This window comes from Kribbella sp. NBC_00359, assembly GCF_036097425.1.
Taxonomy (GTDB): domain Bacteria; phylum Actinomycetota; class Actinomycetes; order Propionibacteriales; family Kribbellaceae; genus Kribbella.
Genome location: NZ_CP107975.1, coordinates 3,544,021 through 3,562,443, shown reverse-complemented (window position 1 = coordinate 3,562,443; position 18,423 = coordinate 3,544,021). Strand labels below are relative to the sequence as shown.

12 protein-coding genes are annotated in these 18,423 nt (G+C 69.3%); 5 read left to right on the top strand and 7 right to left on the bottom strand.

Translation table 11 applies throughout. The features are described from left to right. Positions 1 to 50: 50 nt before the first annotated feature. From OG876_RS17410 to OG876_RS17400, 3 genes are all read right to left on the bottom strand, one after another. Entirely contained in the window at positions 51 to 3,686 is a 3,636-nt protein-coding gene (locus tag OG876_RS17410) for a S8 family peptidase (protein WP_328525921.1), read from the bottom strand. A 178-nt stretch (positions 3,687 to 3,864) separates the two neighbouring features. Next, a complete protein-coding gene (locus OG876_RS17405) occupies positions 3,865 to 4,827 on the bottom strand; it encodes an LLM class F420-dependent oxidoreductase (protein WP_328525920.1) in 963 nt (320 codons plus the stop codon). A gap of 127 nt (positions 4,828 to 4,954) precedes the next feature. Continuing rightward, complete coding sequence (locus OG876_RS17400) at positions 4,955 to 6,805, bottom strand: S8 family serine peptidase (protein ID WP_328525919.1); 1,851 nt, start codon at positions 6,803 to 6,805, stop codon at positions 4,955 to 4,957. Positions 6,806 to 6,981: 176 nt separating this feature from the next. Here OG876_RS17400 and OG876_RS17395 point away from each other — a divergent pair, with 176 nt between their 5' ends. Together OG876_RS17395 and OG876_RS17390 are read left to right on the top strand one after the other, a co-directional pair. Next, complete coding sequence (locus OG876_RS17395) at positions 6,982 to 7,653, top strand: hypothetical protein (protein WP_328525918.1); 672 nt, start codon at positions 6,982 to 6,984, stop codon at positions 7,651 to 7,653. Between the two features lie 96 nt (positions 7,654 to 7,749). Next, a complete protein-coding gene (locus OG876_RS17390) occupies positions 7,750 to 10,890 on the top strand; it encodes a glycoside hydrolase family 3 N-terminal domain-containing protein (RefSeq protein WP_328525917.1) in 3,141 nt (1,046 codons plus the stop codon). A 4-nt stretch (positions 10,891 to 10,894) separates the two neighbouring features. Here OG876_RS17390 and OG876_RS17385 read toward each other — a convergent pair whose 3' ends face one another. From OG876_RS17385 to OG876_RS17370, 4 genes are all read right to left on the bottom strand, one after another. Continuing rightward, positions 10,895 to 13,036 carry an MMPL family transporter gene (locus tag OG876_RS17385; protein ID WP_328525916.1) on the bottom strand — a complete coding sequence of 714 codons (2,142 nt, stop codon included), beginning with the start codon at positions 13,034 to 13,036 and terminating at the stop codon, positions 10,895 to 10,897. Positions 13,037 to 13,144: 108 nt separating this feature from the next. Continuing rightward, positions 13,145 to 14,071: a GlxA family transcriptional regulator gene (locus OG876_RS17380; protein WP_328525915.1), complete on the bottom strand. Its 927-nt coding sequence runs from the start codon at positions 14,069 to 14,071 to the stop codon at positions 13,145 to 13,147. A 7-nt stretch (positions 14,072 to 14,078) separates the two neighbouring features. Next, the gene (locus tag OG876_RS17375; RefSeq protein ID WP_328525914.1) at positions 14,079 to 14,678 is read right to left on the bottom strand and encodes an isochorismatase family protein; all 600 of its coding nucleotides are present in this window, start codon (positions 14,676 to 14,678) and stop codon (positions 14,079 to 14,081) included. 5 nt (positions 14,679 to 14,683) lie between these two features. Continuing rightward, the gene (locus OG876_RS17370) at positions 14,684 to 14,821 is read right to left on the bottom strand and encodes a hypothetical protein (RefSeq protein WP_328525913.1); all 138 of its coding nucleotides are present in this window, start codon (positions 14,819 to 14,821) and stop codon (positions 14,684 to 14,686) included. Between OG876_RS17370 and OG876_RS17365 the strand changes: the two genes are divergently transcribed. From OG876_RS17365 to OG876_RS17355, 3 genes are all read left to right on the top strand, one after another. After that, positions 14,820 to 15,905, top strand: a complete 1,086-nt coding sequence (locus OG876_RS17365; RefSeq protein WP_328525912.1) for an aldose epimerase family protein — start codon at positions 14,820 to 14,822, stop codon at positions 15,903 to 15,905. The two genes, OG876_RS17370 and OG876_RS17365, sit on opposite strands and share 2 nt — an antisense overlap. Positions 15,906 to 15,999: 94 nt before the next feature. Beyond that, a complete protein-coding gene (locus tag OG876_RS17360) occupies positions 16,000 to 17,745 on the top strand; it encodes a sensor histidine kinase (protein WP_328525911.1) in 1,746 nt (581 codons plus the stop codon). Then, entirely contained in the window at positions 17,736 to 18,380 is a 645-nt protein-coding gene (locus tag OG876_RS17355) for a response regulator transcription factor (RefSeq protein ID WP_328525910.1), read from the top strand. The genes OG876_RS17360 and OG876_RS17355 overlap by 10 nt, the downstream gene beginning before the upstream one ends. Positions 18,381 to 18,423: the final 43 nt, after the last annotated feature.

The following is an 18,423-nucleotide window of genomic DNA, read 5'->3' as shown; positions in this document are numbered from 1 at the left end:
CACGGAGCACTCCCCCCGGCTTCGTGGCGTCGCCCTTTTTAACGTTCAGGTCAGTTCACGGCCCAAGCCTTCTCGATGGTCTGGCTGATCTTGTTGCCGATCAGATCGGTCGCGGCCACCCGGATGCTCGCGTACGACGCGCCCACCGGAGCGGCCGGCAGTTGAGCCCGCACCGCGCCACCGACTCCCCGCAACGCCAGTCGTTGCCAGGTCGTCCCGTCGTACGAGATCTCGGCGGTGGTCCGGAAGACCCTGACCCCGCGGACGCCCGGCTGGTACGCCGGTTTGAGCTCGAGCATCCCGTCCGTGTGCTTGTAATCGACCTGCACGAGCGGCAGGACGGACCGCGTCTTCGTCGGCTTGGACAGGAAGTGCCACTCGGTGTGGGTGGCTGTCGACGTGGTCGCCCAACTGTTCGGACCACGCTGCTGGTCGAGCGTCAGGTCATACCACGCCGCCTTCGCCGGGACCGCGAACTGACCGACGGACCAGGCCTCGCGGCCGAGTTCGACGCCATTGCTGCTCAAGGTCATACTCGTCACGTCGCCCCGGTCGCCCCAGCCGAAGATGGTGCGATCGCCGTTCACGTACTGCGGGATCGCGATCCGCAGCGCGTTCTCGAACCGGGCCGGCGGCCAGCCGCCCGCCTCTTCGGCGCTCGTCGCCACCGGAACAGCCGGACGCATGAGTGACTCCCACCAGCCGCGGGTGGCCTTCTCGTTCGGCCGGTAGCCGCGCGGAACCGTGGACTCGAAGCCGCTCTCGTTCCACTCGCCCGCGGCCGTCTTCTCGTCCCAGGTGACACCCTTGAGATCCGTGACCAGATAGTCGGTGCGAGTGACCGGTCCGGTCACACCGCGGGTCGACGACAGCCCGGTGGCGATCCCCGGCAGGTGCGCGATCCGCTGATCGTTGTGCAGCGGGAAGGCCTCGTTGCGCGCGAAGTCCATGGTCACCACGGCCGGCCGCATCTTCGCGACGTCGAACGTGAGCGGGCCGTTCACGGTCGATGGCCCGACAGCCAGGTCGTAGCGGTAGGTGCTGTCCCGCAAGCCGTTCAGTTGCAGGGAAACCGGGCCCTTCGCCAGTAGGTCGAGAAGCTGCTTCCCCTGCTCGGACCGCAGCAGGTACAACGGGACGCCTTGCTCCGTCCCGGTCGACCAGTAGCCCGGCGCCTCCTTGTACAGGAAGACTGCCTTCGCGCCGGCGTCCTTCGCCGCCTTGACCTGTGGGGTGACCTGGTCGGACGCGACCCACCGGATCAGCGCAACCTTGTCCTTGACCCCGGTCAGCTCGGCCGGCGTACCGTCGCCGCCGTTCACCAGCGGGAGCTTCTCGTTGCCGACGTACACGGTCCGGCTGGAGCCCGAGCCCGGCGTCGGGAGCCGGAAGCTGCTGCCCGCGCCGCTGACGTCGACGGTCAGCATCGGCTGTGCGAGGTCCCAGCGCTGCACGACCTGGAAGGTGCCGTTGGCAACCTTTCCGAAGTCCTGCACGTAGATGCCGTTGGCGACCCGGCCGTTGTACGCCCAGCCGGACACCGCGTCGCGGTCGCCGACCTTGCGATGCCACGCGATGCCGACGCTCTGCGCGTCGGCCGGCCGCGGCGTCTTCACCGTCACCTTGTGCGCCTTGCGGGCGTCGAAGGTGTACGTCCGGTCGCCGTCGATCCACTCGTCCGGATCACCGAGCAGGGTGACCGAGTTCGCCCAGTTGGCCTCGTCACCGCCCATCGCGTACGCCATCACGCTGTACCGCCCGGTCGGCACGTCGAGGGTCCGGCTGCCGGTCTGGTCGAACGCGATCCCGCTCACGTCGCCGGTGTCCTGGTTCCACAGCTGCACACCGCTCGCCCCGGCCTTCGTGGTGGCGGGCTGGCCATCACGGCCGATCGCCTTCACGGTCACCTGGTTCAGCCGTCCGCCGGCCGCGAACCCGAGCCCGGTCCGGTACGACGTACTGCCGGAACGTGCCGTGACGACGCCGGAGTACTTGGCCGGCTGGGTCTTCGCGAGATCGAGGATGACGGCGGCCAACTCCACCCCGTGGGCCGGGACCGTGATCCGCGCCGGAGTCACCGTGACAGCCGCGTCGACCTTGCTCGGGGACTGTGCGGTGACGCTTAGATCGAGGGTCACCGGACGGCCGGACGTGTTGCGGTACGTGAACTTGCGGACGACCGGCGCCGGCGGCGTGGGCCCGGACCAGGAGACGTCACCGAAGTAGAGGTTCGCGGTGTCGGGCAGGATCGTCGGGTCGAGCGCCTTCGGGATGTCGATCCGGCCGAGGCCCTGCTGAGCGGGCGTCGCGTCCTTGGCGGGCACTGCCGTCGCGGCCAGCGCGGCCTTCAACTGCTGGCCGGTCCAGTCCGGGTGGCGCTGCGCCAGGATCGCGGCGGCGCCGGCGACGTGCGGAGTCGCCATCGAGGTGCCACTCATCGCCGTGTAGTACTGGCTGAGCACGTGACCCTGTTCGGTGCCGGCGGCACGGGCGGCCGGGATCTCCACGCCGGGCGCGGTGACCTCTGGCTTCATCGCGCCGTCGCCGAGGCGTGGGCCACGGCTGGAGAAGTACGCGAGCTTGTCGTTGCCGTCGACCGCGCCCACGGTCAGCGCCTCGGACGCGGCACCGGGAGAACCGACAGTTTCCTCCGCCCCGGCGTTACCGGCCGCGATCACGAACAGCGCGCCGCTGGACTTCGACAAGTCGTCGACGGCCTGGCTCATCGGGTCGGACCCGTCGGTCGGCCGGCCGCCGAAACTCATGCTGATGATCTTCGCGCCCTGCTGGACGGCCCACTCCATCCCGGCGATCGCCTCGGAGTCGAACCCGCCGCCCTTGTTGTCGAGGACCTTGCCGATCAGCAGGCCGGCGCCGGGCGCGACGCCCTTCTCCTTCCCGCCGGACGCCGTGCCGAGGCCGGCGACGATGGAGGCGGTGTGAGTGCCGTGACCGAACAGGTCCTGGACAGCCTCGCCCGGGACGAAGCTCTCCGACGCCACGACCTGCTTGGCGAGGTCGGGGTGCCCGGCGTCGTACCCGGTGTCGAGCACGGCCACCTTGACGCCACGTCCGTCGTACCCGGCCTTCCATGCGGCCGGCGCACCGATCTGCCGGGTGGACTGGTCGAGGGTGGCATGAGTGCGGCCGTCGAGCCAGATCTTGCTGACCTGGCTGCCGCTCTTGAAGGCCGTGGGGCCGCTGATGCTGTCCCAGAAGGTCTTGGCATCGGCCTTCCGCACGGTGACCGCGCTGCTGTCGACGCTGGGGAGCGTACGGCGCAGAGTCGCGGCGGCCGGCGTGGACGGGGCGCTGCGCAGAGTGGCCGGCGCGGTCAGGAGGAGGGGCAACTGGTCGCTGCCGGCGTCGTCATACCCCTGCGCGACGAGGTCGGTGAGGTTGAACAGCTGCTTGTCCAGGCGGCCGTCGCTCAGCAGCTGGTAGGCCTTGGCCGGGACCAGGCTGAGCTCACCGTCGAAGGTGCCGAAGTAGTACGGCTCGTCGCTCGTCAGCCGGGCGGAGACCTGGCCGTTCGAGCTCGTGGTCAGCTCGGCGACGTCGCCGGTCACCAGCGTGATCCGGCGCGTGCTCGCGCCCGGGGTCGGCTGGCCGGTCGCGGCCGCGGTGGAACCGCCGCCGGAAGCCTGCGCGGAGATGGTCGCCAGCAGCAGGGAACTGGCGACCACCGTCGCAAGCAGGCTCGTCGCGCAACGGGATGATTGGGCAAACACAGGCGGACACCTCCCGATGCCCCGACCCACGCGAGGCCATCTTCGGGAGCCTGACAGTTGCCCTCAGCCCCGGTCCACCGCTCCGGCTGACGTACACCGGCCATGACCGATACCGGTCATGGCCATATGACGGTCAGGCGAAGCGCTTGGCGACCTGCTCCACCCGATCCACCAGGTCCAGGTCGTAGGCGACGCCCGGGACGTAGAAGATGATGTAGTCGGCGCCGGCCTCGAGGGAGGCCTCGACCTTGTCCGCGATCTCGTCCTCGGTGCCGATCAGGTTGTCGTTGTCGAACTTCTCTCGGTCCATCGGGCCGAGCGCCTTCTCGGTCGCCCGCTGCGGGTCGTCACCCTTGTCGATCGGGAACACGTTGAACGAGGTCGACTTGATGATCTCGTCGTAGTCGCGGCCGACCTTCTGGCAGTGATCGCGCAGGATCGCGGCCTTCTCCCGGATCACCTCGGGGTTGCCCCCGCCGATGTTCGCGGCGTCGCCGTACTCCGCGACCAGCTTCAGCGTCACCTTCGGGCCGCCGCCGCCGATCCAGAAGCTCGGGTGCGGCTTGCGCACGCCCTTCGGCTCGTTGATCGGCGCGTCGATCGAGTAGTACTTGCCGTTGAAGACCGGCTTGTCCTCGGTCCACATCTTGTAGATGATCTCGGTGGCCTCCCGGAACGCGGCCATCCGCGGCGGGATGTCGGTCCAATCGTAGCCGTACGCCTTCCACTCGTGCTCGTACCAGCCCGCGCCGATCCCGGCGTACAGGCGGCCGTGGCTGGCGACGTCGACGGTGGACGCGATCTTCGCGTACAGCGCCGGGTTGCGGTAGCCGTTGCAGCCGACCATCTGGCCGATGTTCACCCGCTCGGTGTCGCGGGCCAGCGCGGCCGTCGCACTCCAGCACTCGAAGGTGGTGTTGTCACTGGGCTCCGGCACCGTGTGGAAATGGTCGAAGAGCCAGATCGAGTCCCAGGACTGGTCGTCGGCCCGCTTCGCGACCGACGTCATCGCTTCCCACTGCTCAATCGGATCCGCGATCTGCGCGAGATCCATCTTCCAGCCCTGCGGAACGAAAATCCCGAAACGTGTAGTCATGCTGACATCCTTTCCGGCCGCGACCGGCAGGGTCCATCACTCTGGCTACTGAATTCGTGCTTAATCGGACCACTAGAACTTCTTAATGCTGCTCCGGGTGCCTGCGGGAGGCACCCGGAGCAGATCGTCAGCGCGCGCTCAGGACGCCGGCTCCGAAGCCGGGTCCGGACCTGTCGACGGCCCGGTGCGCGAGGATCGCGTTCAGGGCGATCGGCGCCAGCCGGCCGCCGAACTCCTGCCGGGTCAGGGCTGCCACTCCGGCCGCGGTCGGCGCGGACGCCGACGTACCGAAGAAGCGGCAGGCGCCTTGCACCGTGGTCGGGCAGGTTCCGGATCCGAAGCCGCCGGCGCCACTGACGGAGACACCGTCGGCGGCGGCCCAGTACGGCGCCGGGAAGCTCCGCGACGAACCACCGGAGACTCCCTTGCACGGACCCGGCTTCCCGCCCGGGCACCGGGTGGTGGTGACGATCTGGGTCGGGCCGGCCGCACTGTACGGCTCGAGCGCGACCGTCGCCGGGTCGACCGACAGACTGGCGTTGACGGCGCCGGCGCTGGTCGCGAAGCCCAGGTAGTTCGAGTCCGGGTTCATCGAGCCGGCGCGCTCCGGCGGGTCGATCGTCTGGACGCCGGCCGACAGTGCACGCCAGCGCAGGTCCAGGATCGGGGCCTTACGGGCTGTCGAGGTGCCTTGCACGTCGACGACCAGCTTGACCGGCTGCGCGACAGTGGTCGTGTTCTCGTAGATGAACTGCTCGATGGTGTCGCCGACCCCGTTCGCCTGAACCGCGTTGCTGGCTGCGAGGCACGTCGTACCGGCGGCGTCCATCAGGTACAGGTTGAGGTCGGTGAATCCACCCTGTCCCGCGGTCGGGAACACCGCGCGCGGCTCACTCCACTGCAGGGTCGGCAGGATCGCCGCACCGGGCAGCAGGTTGAGATCGTAGGTCGTGTCGGCACCCCGGAGCTGCACCACGTTGTCGGGTGCGTTCGGGCAGCCATTGAACGGACCCACGACGCCGTCCGGGCCCTTACCGGTGCCCGTGGCCGTCACCCTCGGCGCGTGCCGGCCACCGAGGTTCCCGGCTGACGAGCTGACCCAGATGCCGTGCTTGGCCAGGCCCTCGGCGGTTGCGGCGCCGATGCCCTGCTGGAAGGCCGGCTCGTCGTCGAGCGCGATGTCCTCGGCGATCATCGTGACGCCGGCATTGGCGAGCGTGTGGAACGCCTCGACGTACTGCGCGGTGGTGTCCTGCGTGCTGGCGAAGGCAAGCTTCGCGCCGGGCGCCATGTCGTGGATGATCTCCAGCATCGCGGTGCCTTCGTCATCGTCGTACGCCGCCTGCTGCAGCACCTGCACGTTCTTCGGCAACTCGCCCGCGGCGATCGAGTCGGCGATGTGGTCGACGTCGCCGGAGATCGCGCCGACCTTCTGGCCGCGTCCGGTCAAGCCGCGCGCCTGGGCCTTGTCGGCCTGGTGCAGCTGGACGCCCTCGGCGGTGATCGCGCCGACGTCGACGGCCGGCCGCAGCGACGGTCGCAGGGCGGTCACCCAGCCGAGCGCGGCGACGGCGTCGAGCTTGTCGGACGGCACCGAGGCGGACACGAGGCCGGTGCTGGGCAGATCGGCACCGGGGACAGCCTTGAAGTCCGCCGAGTTCTTCAGGACCGTCACGCCGAGCGTCGACAGGTCGGCTTCCTGTGCCGCGGTCACGGGTGCGGCGGCGTACACCTGGACGCCGATCCGGCCGCTGGTGTCGACACCGAGCGAACGGGCTTCCGGACCGGCCACCTTTGCCTTGGCCGACGCGGCGGCCTTGGCCAGCTCCGCGCTCTGCCGCAGCAGGGTCGGGATCTTGGACGGGGTGCCCGACGCCGCGTCGACGGCGGGCGCCGCCGTGGCGGGTTGGACGGCGGCGACGATCGCCAGCGGGACGATCAACGCCACACCACTCAACAGACAGGCCAGCTTCCTCACAGTTCCTCCTCAGCCTCACACACCGGAGAACCCAGCTACCACGGAAGCCAGCCCCCAAGCAGCCAACCCGACCCCCGCAGCCACACCCTCACCCACCAACTCCGCCCTGTCCACCCTTCCACCCAACCCACCGCGATGCCGCAGCGTCGTATCCAGCCGACGCCCAGGGAGGGATCTTGCCGAAGTTCGACCAGCTGTTCGATCGAGCCGCCCCACTCATCGCCGCCGGCGACCACCAGCGCGACGCTCTCCCGCAGGACGGCGGCCGCTGGCCGGTCTCCGTCGCACTCCGCCCACCCAGGGACGACCTGCTCAGCCGCCACCTCGACGACCTGACCACCGAGGCCGCGGACCTCGCCGGCCCGGATCACTGGCACACGGGCCGCATCGGCTCCGCCCACCTCACCGTCCGCGCTCTGGAGGGCTATCGCGCGGTCATCGAGCCGCACGACCCCGCAATCCAGCGCTACCAGTCCGCTCTCGACCGCGCCGGGACGGGCCCGACCTGCTTCCGCGTCGCCGGCCTCACGCTCACCCCGGGGACCGTGATGGCCTGCGCGTTTCCTCTCGACTCGAACGCCGACGACCTCATGGATCGTTTCGCCGTCGAGCTCGGGCCCGACGACTGGTTCGAGCGGCCGCACGGTCGCCGCGACATCTGGTACCTGAACCTCCTGCACTTCACCACCGCCATCACGCAGCCCGGGAAGCTGATCGACTGGGTCGCTGCCCACCGCGCGACCGAGTTCGGCGCGGTCAGCATCCCCGCGCCTGAACTGGTCCGCTTCCGGTATCGCGCCGGCCCGCGGCCGCACATGCGGCCCGAGGTGGTGATGAGAGCGCTCTAGTTCCGGAACCGGCGAGGGGTTGACCTGGGGGTGGGGAGAGCTGAGAGTCGGGGCCGGACGTGGGTGTGAGGCTCGCGCGGAGGTGGGGAGTCGGCCATGCGTGGTTTTCGTCAGACAGCGCTCTTCGCGGCGGCAGCGCTGATCACCGGGCTGCTGCCGTTGCAGGCGGCGGCCGATGATCCGGCGCCGATCGTGCTGGCGGCGTTCGAGGGGGCCGAGCCGTTCGCGTTCCCGCCGAACGCGGGCATCTTCGGCTGGGGCAGCGACGCCGACGACCCGCCGACGATGGAGTTGCAGACCCGCGCCGACGCGCCGTCCGGCGAGAAGGTGCTGCACGGCACCTACAACATCAGCGGGTACGGCGGTTTCAGCCACGACGTGACCTTCGACCAGAACCCCGGCGACTGGTCCGCACACAAGGGCATTCGGTTCTGGTGGTACGGCCAGAACACCGCGCCACTCCCACCCGGCTCCGGCAAGCGGATCTTCTTCGAGATCAAGGACGGCGGCGCCAACGCCGAGGCGTCGGAGCTGTGGAACACGAGCTTCACCGACGACTGGCAGGGCTGGCACCTGGTCGAGATCCCGTTCAGCGAACTGGTCTACCGCAGCGACTACCAGCCGGTCGGCGGCATCGACCAGGTGCTGAACCTGACCCAGATGTGGGGCTACGCGATCACCATGCCGGTCGGCTCCCCCGGCGAGTTCGCGATCGACCAGGTCGAGGTCTACGGCAAGGCCGACCCCGCGCTGAAGGCAAGCGTCGTCACCGACGCCGGCGTCTACCCGGTCAAGGAGGGCGGCACCGCACAGGTCAAGATCTCTGTCGCGACCACCGGCAGCACTCCGCTGGAGGAACCGGTCACCGTCGACTACCGCACCGGCACCGGCACCGCCGGTACGGACGACTACAACCCAGTCTCCGGCACGTTCACCTTCCCGGCCGGTACGGCGTCCGGCACCTCTCACACCGTGGCGGTCACCACCCGCAAGGACCGCACCGCCGAGGCCGCCGAGACGATCCCGCTGGAGCTGACCGTCACCGGCGCGAAGGCTCCCTCGACCCAGCCGGTCGTGGTGATCAATGCCCACGACCTCCCGTATCTCAACCCCAAGCTCCCGCTGAAGAAGCGGGTCGACGACCTGCTCGCCCGGATGAACCTGGCCGAGAAGGTCGGCCAGATGACCCAGGCCGAGCGCAACGCACTCCGGTCCCGCAGCGACATCGCGTCGTACGCGCTCGGTTCGCTGCTGTCCGGCGGCGGCTCGGTGCCGACGCCGAACACGCCGGCCGCCTGGGCCGCGATGATCGACAACTTCCAGCTGAACGCGCAGGCGACGCGGCTGCAGATCCCGCTGATCTACGGCGTCGACGCCGTTCACGGACACAACAATGTGGTCGGCGCGACGATCCTGCCGCACAACATCGGTATGGGCGCGACCCGCGATCCCGACCTGGCCAAGCGGACCGGTGAGGTGACCGCGACCGAGGTCCGCGCGACCGGTATCCCGTGGGACTTCGCGCCGTGCGTGTGCGTGGTCCGCGACGACCGCTGGGGCCGGGCCTACGAGGGCTTCGGTGAGGATCCGGCACTCGTCCAGTCGATGGCGACCGTGGTCACCGGCCTGCAGGGCAAGGCGGACGGCAGCCAGCTCGCGCAGTACAACCACGTACTGGCGACCGCGAAGCACTTCGTCGGCGACGGCGGTACGACGTACGGCTCCTCGACGACGGGTTCGTACAAGATCGACCAGGGCATCACCGAGGTCACCCGGGCCCAGCTGGAGACGCTGCACCTGGCGCCGTTCCAGACCGCCGTGGATCTCGGCGTCGGCACCGTGATGCCGTCGTACTCGAGTGTCGCGATCGACGGCGTGGCTCCGGTGAAGATGCACGGGAACGCCGAGCTGATCAACGGGGTGCTGAAGCAGCGGATGGGCTTCGGCGGCTTCGTGATCAGCGACTGGCAGGCGATCGACCAACTGCCGGGCGACTACGCCAGCGACATCCGTACGTCGATCAACGCCGGCCTCGACATGATCATGGTGCCGACGAACTACCAGGGCTTCACCCAGGGCCTGACCGACGAGGTCACCGCCGGCCGGATCCCGATGACCCGGGTCGACGACGCCGTCCGGCGGATCCTGACCGAGAAGTTCAAGCTCGGCCTCTTCGAGCACCCGTACGCCGACACGTCGCGCAGCTCCGAGATCGGGTCGGCCGCGCACCGGGCGGTCGGCCGGGAGGCGGCCGCGAAGTCCCAGGTGCTGTTGAAGAACGACGGCAACCTGTTGCCCTTGGCACCCACCGCCAAGGTGTACGTCGCCGGCAGCAACGCCAACGACCTGGGTAACCAGATGGGCGGATGGAGCATCACGTGGCAGGGCGGCTCCGGTGCGACGACCACCGGTACGACGATCCTGGACGGGATCAAGCAGGTGGTGCCGACGGCCACCTTCAGCGCCGACGCATCGGCACCGCTCGAGGGTCACGACGTCGGAGTCGTCGTGGTCGGCGAACGCCCGTACGCCGAAGGGATCGGTGACGTGGGCAACGGTCACGACCTGCTGCTCTCCGACGCCGACAAGGCGGCCGTGGACAAGGTGTGCGGGGCGATGAAGTGCGTCGTACTGATCGTCTCCGGCCGGCCGCAGGTCATCGCCGACCAACTCGGCAAGATCAACGCGCTGGTGGCGTCGTGGTTGCCCGGTACCGAGGGTGCGGGTGTTGCCGACGTACTGTTCGGCAAGCGCCCGTTCAGTGGCCGGCTCCCAGTCAGCTGGCCGCGGTCGGAAGCCCAGCAGCCACTGAACGTCGGTGACGCTTCCTACGATCCGCAGTATCCGTTCGGGTGGGGTCTGACCACCCAGGCGGCCGCGAGGCAGCAGCTGACCGACGCCCGGAACACCTTGCTCCGCCAGCACGACCCGTACGCCCTGGCGGCCGGGATCGCCGCCGGAGTGGCGCTCCAGGTCAAGGACTGGTCGGGGCCGCAGGCAACTATTGCCCTGGCGGCCGTGGCCCAGTCCGCCAAGTTCCTCGAGCGCACCAAGGTGGACACGTTCGCCGAGGACGACGCGGTCGTCGGCACGGCCCGCTGGATCGCCCAGAACCACATCGGCCAGAACCTCGCCGAGCCCACCTCGAAACTCACCTCGGACGCCGAGCACCTGCTCCTGACCGGGAACCTGAGTGCCGCGGTCAGCAAGCTGACCGCGGCCTCCAAGGTCGGGTGACGGCTCAGACCGAGACCAACTCCCGTTCCGCCTGCGCCGGCGTCTGCCGGTGCAGGCGGTTGGGCCACCAGGCCTTGCGGCCCAGCAGGACCATGATCGACGGGAGAATCACGATCCGGACCAGCGTGGCGTCGATCAGGACGGCGATGGCCAGGCCGACGCCCATCTGCTTCATCTCGAGCATGCTGAGGGTGGCGAAGACGGCGAAGACCGACACCATCACCGCCGCCGCGCTGGTCACCACACCGGCCGACTCGGTGATGCCCTTGCGGACCGCCTCCTGTGGGTTCAGCCCCTCGGCCACGCCTTCACGGATGCGACCGAGCACGAAGACGTGGTAGTCCATCGACAGCCCGACCAGGATCACGAACAGGAACAGGGGAATCCACGACACCACGAAGCCGGCTGACGTGAAGCCCAGGATCCCTTCCGCCCACGAATGCTGGAACACCAGCGCCAGCACCCCGAAGCAGGCACCGACCGAGGCGAGGTTGAGCAACGTCGTCACCAAGGCGATCGCCAAGCTCCGGAAGGTGAACGCCATCATCACCAGCGTCAACGCCAGCACGAACGCGATCACGTACGGCAGCTTGTCCCGCTGATTGTTGCCGTAGTCAACCGACTCCGCCGAGTCCCCACCGACCGCCCAGGTCGTGGATCCCAGCGCGGCCGGCGCCAGCTCCCCACGCAACTGATGCAGCGCGGTGTCGGCGTTCGCACTGCTGTCCGGCAGGACCGAGACCAGCGTCAGCACCGCGGTGCCGCCCGCCTGCCGGATCGCGTCGCCCGCCGGTACGACGAACTTCCCGCTCCGTACGGCGGACTCCTGCAGCCCGGTCAACGCCGTCGCCGCACCTTCACCCTGCGCGACAACGTCGTACGAAAGACTGCCCTGGGACGGGAAGTTCTCCTGCAGTGCCTTCAGCGTGCGCACCTCAGGGATGCTCTGGGGCAGCGTGTTCAGATCGGCCGACTCGGTCTTCATCCCCAGTGCCGGTAGGGCGAGTGCAATCACGGCGAGGGCCGAGATCGTCAGCGCGGCCCGCGGATAGCGCAGTACGGGCGCCAGGATGCGGCGGCTGATCCCGCCGGGACCGATGCGCCGGTTGACCCGCCACAAGAGCGGGACACGCGGCCGGTCGACCCGGTGACCCAGCTTCGCCAGCAGCGCCGGCAACACGGTCAGCGAGCCGAGGACCGCCACCGCGACGACCACGATCGTTGCCGTTGCCATCGAGGCGAATGTCGCGTCCTGAGCGACGTACAGGCCGGCCATCGAGACGATCACGGCGAGGCCGGAGACGACCACAGAGTGACCGGATGTGGCCGCGGCGATCTCCACGGCGTCGAGGGTGCTGCGGCCCTTGCGGCGTTCCTCGCGTTCGCGCTTGAGATAGAACAGCGAGTAGTCGACGCCGACCGCCATGCCGATCAACAGGACGACGTTGGCGACCGAACCACCGTCGGGGAACAGGTAGGACAGCGGCGCGTAGAAGCCGAGGGCGGCGCCGACGGCCGAGAACGCCAGCAGGACCGGGATCCCGGCCGCGATCAAGGCACCGAACGCGATCAGCATCAGGGCGAAGGTGATGGGCAGACTGAGCTTCTCGGCCTTCGCGAGATCGGAGCCGACCTGCTTCCAGACGCCGGCGTCCACCGATGCATTGCCCGCCTGGCCGATGGTCAGGCCGGGATTCGCCTTCTGTACGTCGGCGGTGGCGGCGACCACAGTGTCGATCGAGTCGGCCGCGTCGTCCGCCGTACCCTTCAACTCGATCGGCACCAGGGCCGCCTTGCCGTTGTCCGACCAGACCGGTTGCCCGACTGCCTGGACCGGGTCGAGCGCCTTGAGCTTCTGCTGAAGCTGCGTGATCGCCGTGGTCGCGGCGGCCTTGTCGAGTGGACCGTCGGGGTCGGTCAGCAGGACTGTCTCGGTAGGCCGATCGCCGAGACCCGCCTTCTCGATCAGCTCCGCGGCCTGACCGGACTGGCCGACCCACTCGTCCTTGCTCTGCGTCTGCTGCTTCGGGATGGCCACCGACATCCCGACCGCGACGACGACGAGGAGCAGCCAGAGGCCGATCGCCCGCCATGGATGGACAGCACTCCAGCGCGCGACGCGCACGGTCACCGATCCCCTGGTCATTTGCCCCACCTCTCCAGCGCCCGGACGCTCTGCCCGGTCAGCACGAGCCTGACCTGATCGGGAACGGATCTCAGGAGTCCTGGAACCCCCGCCGGGGTGGAGCTAGGCCTACCCGGCGACGGGCTCGAGCGTCCGGGCGCGCAGGCGGCGGAGCATGCGGGCGTCCTCGAAGCCGACCGCACGGGCCGCCGCCTCGATGGTGCTGCCGTGGCCGATCAGGTGTTCGGCGCGTTCGAGGCGGAGGAGCTGCTGGTAACGCAGCGGGGTGAGCCCGGTCGCGGTGGTGAAGATCCGGGTCAGGGTGCGTTCACTGACCCCGATCTCCCGGGCGAGGTCGGTGAGCAGCAGGCGGTCGGCGTACCGGGCGTCGATCACGTCCTGCACGCGATGGGCGAGATCGCTGAGGTGACCGCGGTGCCGCAGCATCGCGCTGTCCTGCAGCTCGTCTCCGTTGCGCCGCGCGTACACGACCATCTCCCGCGCGACCCGCGCCGCCGCCTCGGCGCCACGCTCGACCGCGACCAGGTGCAGGGCCAGGTCGATCCCGCTCGCGATCCCGGCGGACGTGATCACCCGGTCGTCGACGACGTACAGGACGTCCCGCACGATCGTCGCCTTCGGATACCGGGCGGCGAGCTCGTCGGTCAGGTCGTGGTGGGTGGTGTACCGGTGGCCGTCGAGCAGCCCGGCCGCGCCGAGGGCGTCGGCGCCGGAACACACGCTCGCCACCGATCCCCCGGCCGCATGGTGACTGCGCAACCGCTGCTTGGTCTGCGGCCCGATCGGCGGCACCGGCGACAGCCGCGGCGACCGCCACCCCGGTACGACGATCAGGTCGTCCGGACCGAGATCCGGCCACTCCAGCCGCGCCTTCACCGGCACACCCTGCGCGGTGGGGATCTCGTCGGCCTCGGCCACATAGCTCAGCTCGTAGCCGTAGCCGAGGTCGTTCGCGGTGGAGAAGACCTGCGCCGGACCGGCCAGATCCAGCAGGTGCAGCTTCGGCACCAGCAGGAAGACGACCTGGGTAGTCATGATCCAGTCAGGATCCCACGGGTACGCCGGTGAGCTCGTCGAGTGTCCGGATGGTGGCGAAGCGGCCGGCCAGGGCGTACTCGGTCCGCTCGGTGATCTGCTCGGGGCTCAGCGTCCGGGGATCGGCGAGGATCTCCTCGAGCGTCGCGTCCGCCGGCATGGTCCAGTGCGGCAGCGGCTGGGTCGCGGTCGCCTCGGTGACGAACACGACGTCGTACCCGAAGTCCGACGCGACCCGGGTCGTGGTCTCGCAGCACTGCTCGGTGCGGATGCCGCTGATCACCAGCTCGGTGACGCCGTGCTGGGTCAGGAGCTGCTGCAGATTCGTTGTGGTGAAGGCGTTGTGGGACGTCTTGGTGATCAAGGGTTCGCCGGGCAGCGGCTCGAGTCCCTCGATCAGCCGGACGTGCCCCTCGGCCGGGTCGAACACGCCGCCGGTGCCCGGTTCGCTGTGCAGGACCCAGACGACCAGATCACCCTGGTCCCGGGCCGCGCGGACCAGGCGGTTGACCCGGTCGGCGATGTCGGGGTGGTTCACGGCCTTCCAGTTCGCGCGGACCCGGAACGATTCCTGGACGTCGATCACGATCAGTGCGGTGCGGCTCATACCGCTCATCCTGGCGGCGGTACGGCGTACGCAGAAGTCCCGATCGGGCCCGGCACCGGACCGATCTGGTCAGCCACGCGCAACACCGCGGAGACCACCCAGACCGGTTCGGCCGCTGGTACGCCGGATAAGTTGGCCGCCATGGGTGAACATCACGGCAAGTTCGAGATCCGCAAGGACCCGTTCGGCACGACCCCGGACGGTCAGCAGGTGGACGTCTACACGTTCACCAACGGCCGGGTGACGATCTCGATGCTGACCTGGGGTGCCACCATCCAGCGGGTCGAGACCCCGGACCGGCGCGGCCGGACCACGAACATCAGCCTCGGCTTCGACAACCTGCCCGACTACGCGGCGCTCAGCCCGTACTTCGGCGCCACCATCGGCCGCTACGGCAACCGGATCGCGAAAGGCCGGTTCACGCTCGACGGGACGACGTACCAGATCCCGATCAACGACGGCGAGAACGCCTTGCACGGCGGCACCACCGGCTTCGACAAGGAGGTATGGAAGGCGGTGGTCGTCCGCAACGACATCGCCGTCGGTGTCGCCTTCACCTACGTCAGCCCGGACGGCGAGATGGGCTTCCCCGGTGAGCTGACCAGCACGGTGACGTACACCCTCGACCGGCGGGACAACCTGCGGATCGACTACCACGCGGCCGTCAAGGGCAAGCCGACCATCGTCAACCTGACCAACCACGTGTACTTCAACCTGGCCGGTGAGGGCAGCGGCTCGATCGACGGTCACGTCCTGCAACTGAACGCGCCGATGTACACCCCGGTCGACGCGGGCCTGATCCCGACCGGCGAGCTCGCACCGACCGCCGGTACGCCGTTCGACTTCAGCAAGCCGACCGCGATCGGGGCCCGGCTCCGCCACGACCACCCGCAGCTGATCGTCGGCCGCGGCTACGACCACAACTTCGTCCTCGGCGGCGAGCCGGACGACGACGGCCTCCGGTTCGCCGCCCGCTTCACCGAACCCGAGCACGGCCGCACCGTCACGGTCCATACCGACCAGCCCGGCGCCCAGTTCTACAGCGGCAACTTCCTCGACGGCACGTTCCTCGGTATCGGCAACAAGGCTTACCGCCAGGGCGACGCCTTCGCCTTCGAGACCCAGCACTTCCCCGACTCCCCGAACCACCCCGACTTCCCATCGACGGTGATACGGCCGGGCGAGACCTACAAATCCACCACCATCTACACCTTCGGCACCGAGTAGGACCCCTGAGGTGCAGGACAGGCGTCCTGCACCTCACGCTTGCCTGCACCGGCCAACGGGCGCACGCTGGCCGGTAGAGGGTGGGTGACGGGTTGTGGCGAGGGCGGCGCCGGCGATCGAACCGGCCCGCGGACCGGGGCCGTGGGCGCTGTGGGCGACCGTCGTGGCGGGTTTCGGCACGCTCGTCGTCTCGATCGCGCTCGCACTGGCGGGAGACGAACTGGTCCGGCCGGGCCTGCAGGCACTGCTCTTCAACTGGATCACCGTCCCGTACCTGATCAGCGGGACCATCGCGTGGTGGCGCCGGCCCGCGAGCCGGCTCGGTCCGCTGATGATCGCCACCGGATTCGTGATGGCCCTGACCGCCCTGCAGTGGTCGACCGTGCCCCTGTTGCTCTCCATCGGCCACCTGCTCGACCTGGTGCCGGCGGCGATGTTCCTGCACGTGTTCCTCGCGTATCCCACCGGGCGGGTGGTCGGACGCCTCCGCCGGTTGGTCGTCGTCGCCGGTTACGCGACTGCCGTCGTACTGCAACTGGCGAAGATCCTGCTCGGGATCAATCCGGACAGTCTCTTCACCGTCACGACGAGGCCGGTCCTGGCCGGCCGGATCGAGCAGGCGCAGCTGATCACGATGAGCGCCCTGCTGCTCGTCGGCGCCGCCCTTCTCCTCGTACGGCGGCCGTCCGCGAGCCTGGTCCGTCGACGGCCGGTGGCGTTGCTCGTGGACAGCTTCGGTCTGGCTTTGATCATGCTCGCGATCCTGTTCATCGCGGGACTGCGTGGCTGGCCGCAGATCGAAACGGTTCGGCACGTGACGTTCGCCGTACTCGGGCTGGCGCCGGTCGTGTTCCTGTTCGGACTGCTCGACGCCCGGCTCGCCCGCACCGATGTCGGCGCACTGCTGATGGACCTGCGTGCTGACCCGGCCGGTGACCTCCGCGAGCCGCTGGCTCGAGCCTTGCACGATCCCTCGTTGACCCTTGCTTTCTGGTTGCCGAAGTACGGCAGTTGGGCCGACTCCGATGGGCACGCCGTCACCCTGCCCGGCGGGTCCGACGGGCGGGCGACGCGGGTGATCTATCGCGACCACGAACCCGTCGTCGCCCTCGAGTTCGACCGGTCGCTCGAAGACGAGCACGAGTTGCTGGACGCTGTCGCGGCGGCGGCCGGCATCGCCTTGGAGAACAGCCGGCTGCAGGCGGAACTGCGGGCCCGGCTGCACGAGCTGCAAGGTTCCCGTGCGCGGGTCATCGATGCCGAGCAGCAGGAGCGGAAACGGCTCGAACGCAACCTGCACGACGGCGCCCAGCAGCGCCTGGTCGCGCTGGCCCTGGAAATCGGCCTGCTGGCCGGCCGGTCCGCGAGCGACGCCGACACCAAGGCCCGCCTGATGCAGGCCAAGCAGCAGGTCACCGCATCGCTGGACGAACTCCGTGACGTTGCCCGCGGCATCCATCCGGCAGTCCTGACCGGACACGGTCTGGCCGTCGCGCTGGAGTCGCTCACCGCACAGGCTGCCGTCCCGGTGACGCTCGAGGTCGCGGCCGGCGGAAGGCTGCCCGAACATGTCGAGGTCGCCGCGTACTACGTGGTCAGCGAGAGCCTGACGAACATCGCCAAGCACGCCCACGCGAGTACGGCGTCCGTCCGGGTCACGCGATCCGGCGGCCGTCTCGTCGTCGAAGTCGTCGACGACGGCCTCGGCGGCGCGGACACCGAACGTGGGTCGGGCCTGCGCGGTCTCGCCGACCGGGTCGAGGCGATCGGCGGCCGGCTCCGGATCTGGAGTCCCGCCGACGGCGGCACCCGGCTCGAGGCGGAGATCCCGTGCGGGTAGCCATCGCCGAGGACAGCGTGCTGCTGCGCGAGGGACTGACCAGGATCCTCGGCGACGCCGGGCTGGACGTCGTCGCGGCGTACGACAACGCCGACGACCTGCTGCGCTACGTTCGCGGCTTCCCGCCGGAGGTCGCGATTCTTGACATCCGGCTGCCACCGACCCACAACGACGAAGGGATGCGCGCCGCCCTGCAGATCCGCGAGCAGCATCCCGGAGTGGGTGTGCTGGTGCTGTCGCAGTACCTCGAGCTCGGTCTGGCGATGCAACTGCTGTCCGAATCGGCCGAGGGCGTCGGCTACCTGCTGAAGGACCGGATCAGCGACGTCGAGGACTTCACCGGCGCGGTACGGCGGGTTGCCTCCGGCGGCTCGGCCATCGATCCGAAGATCGTCTCCACTTTGCTGCAACGGCGGCGCAGCGACGACCCGCTGGCCGTGCTGACCCCGCGCGAGCGGCAGGTGCTGGAGCTGATGGCGACCGGCGCCTCCAACCAGGGCATCGCCGACGACCTGGTCGTCACGTTGCGGGCCGCGGAGAAGTACGTCTCCGGCATCTTCACCAAGCTCGGCATCCCGTCCACGCGCAGCGAGTCCCGCCGGGTGCTCGCCGTACTGCTGTACCTGCGCGCCTGACGGCACACCAGAAACCCGAACCCCGCCTTCACCGGTTGCCCGG

Bases quoted from the DNA above. Each gene is read 5' to 3' on its own strand.
- OG876_RS17375 (WP_328525914.1), bottom strand. From the start codon at position 14,678: ATGAGCCGCACCGCACTGATCGTGATCGACGTCCAGGAATCGTTCCGG.
- OG876_RS17385 (WP_328525916.1), bottom strand. From the start codon at position 13,036: ATGACCAGGGGATCGGTGACCGTGCGCGTCGCGCGCTGGAGTGCTGTC.
- OG876_RS17365 (WP_328525912.1), top strand. From the start codon at position 14,820: ATGGGTGAACATCACGGCAAGTTCGAGATCCGCAAGGACCCGTTCGGC.
- OG876_RS17370 (WP_328525913.1), bottom strand. From the start codon at position 14,821: ATGGCGGCCAACTTATCCGGCGTACCAGCGGCCGAACCGGTCTGGGTG.
- OG876_RS17380 (WP_328525915.1), bottom strand. From the start codon at position 14,071: ATGACTACCCAGGTCGTCTTCCTGCTGGTGCCGAAGCTGCACCTGCTG.
- OG876_RS17390 (WP_328525917.1), top strand. From the start codon at position 7,750: ATGCGTGGTTTTCGTCAGACAGCGCTCTTCGCGGCGGCAGCGCTGATC.
- OG876_RS17405 (WP_328525920.1), bottom strand. From the start codon at position 4,827: ATGACTACACGTTTCGGGATTTTCGTTCCGCAGGGCTGGAAGATGGAT.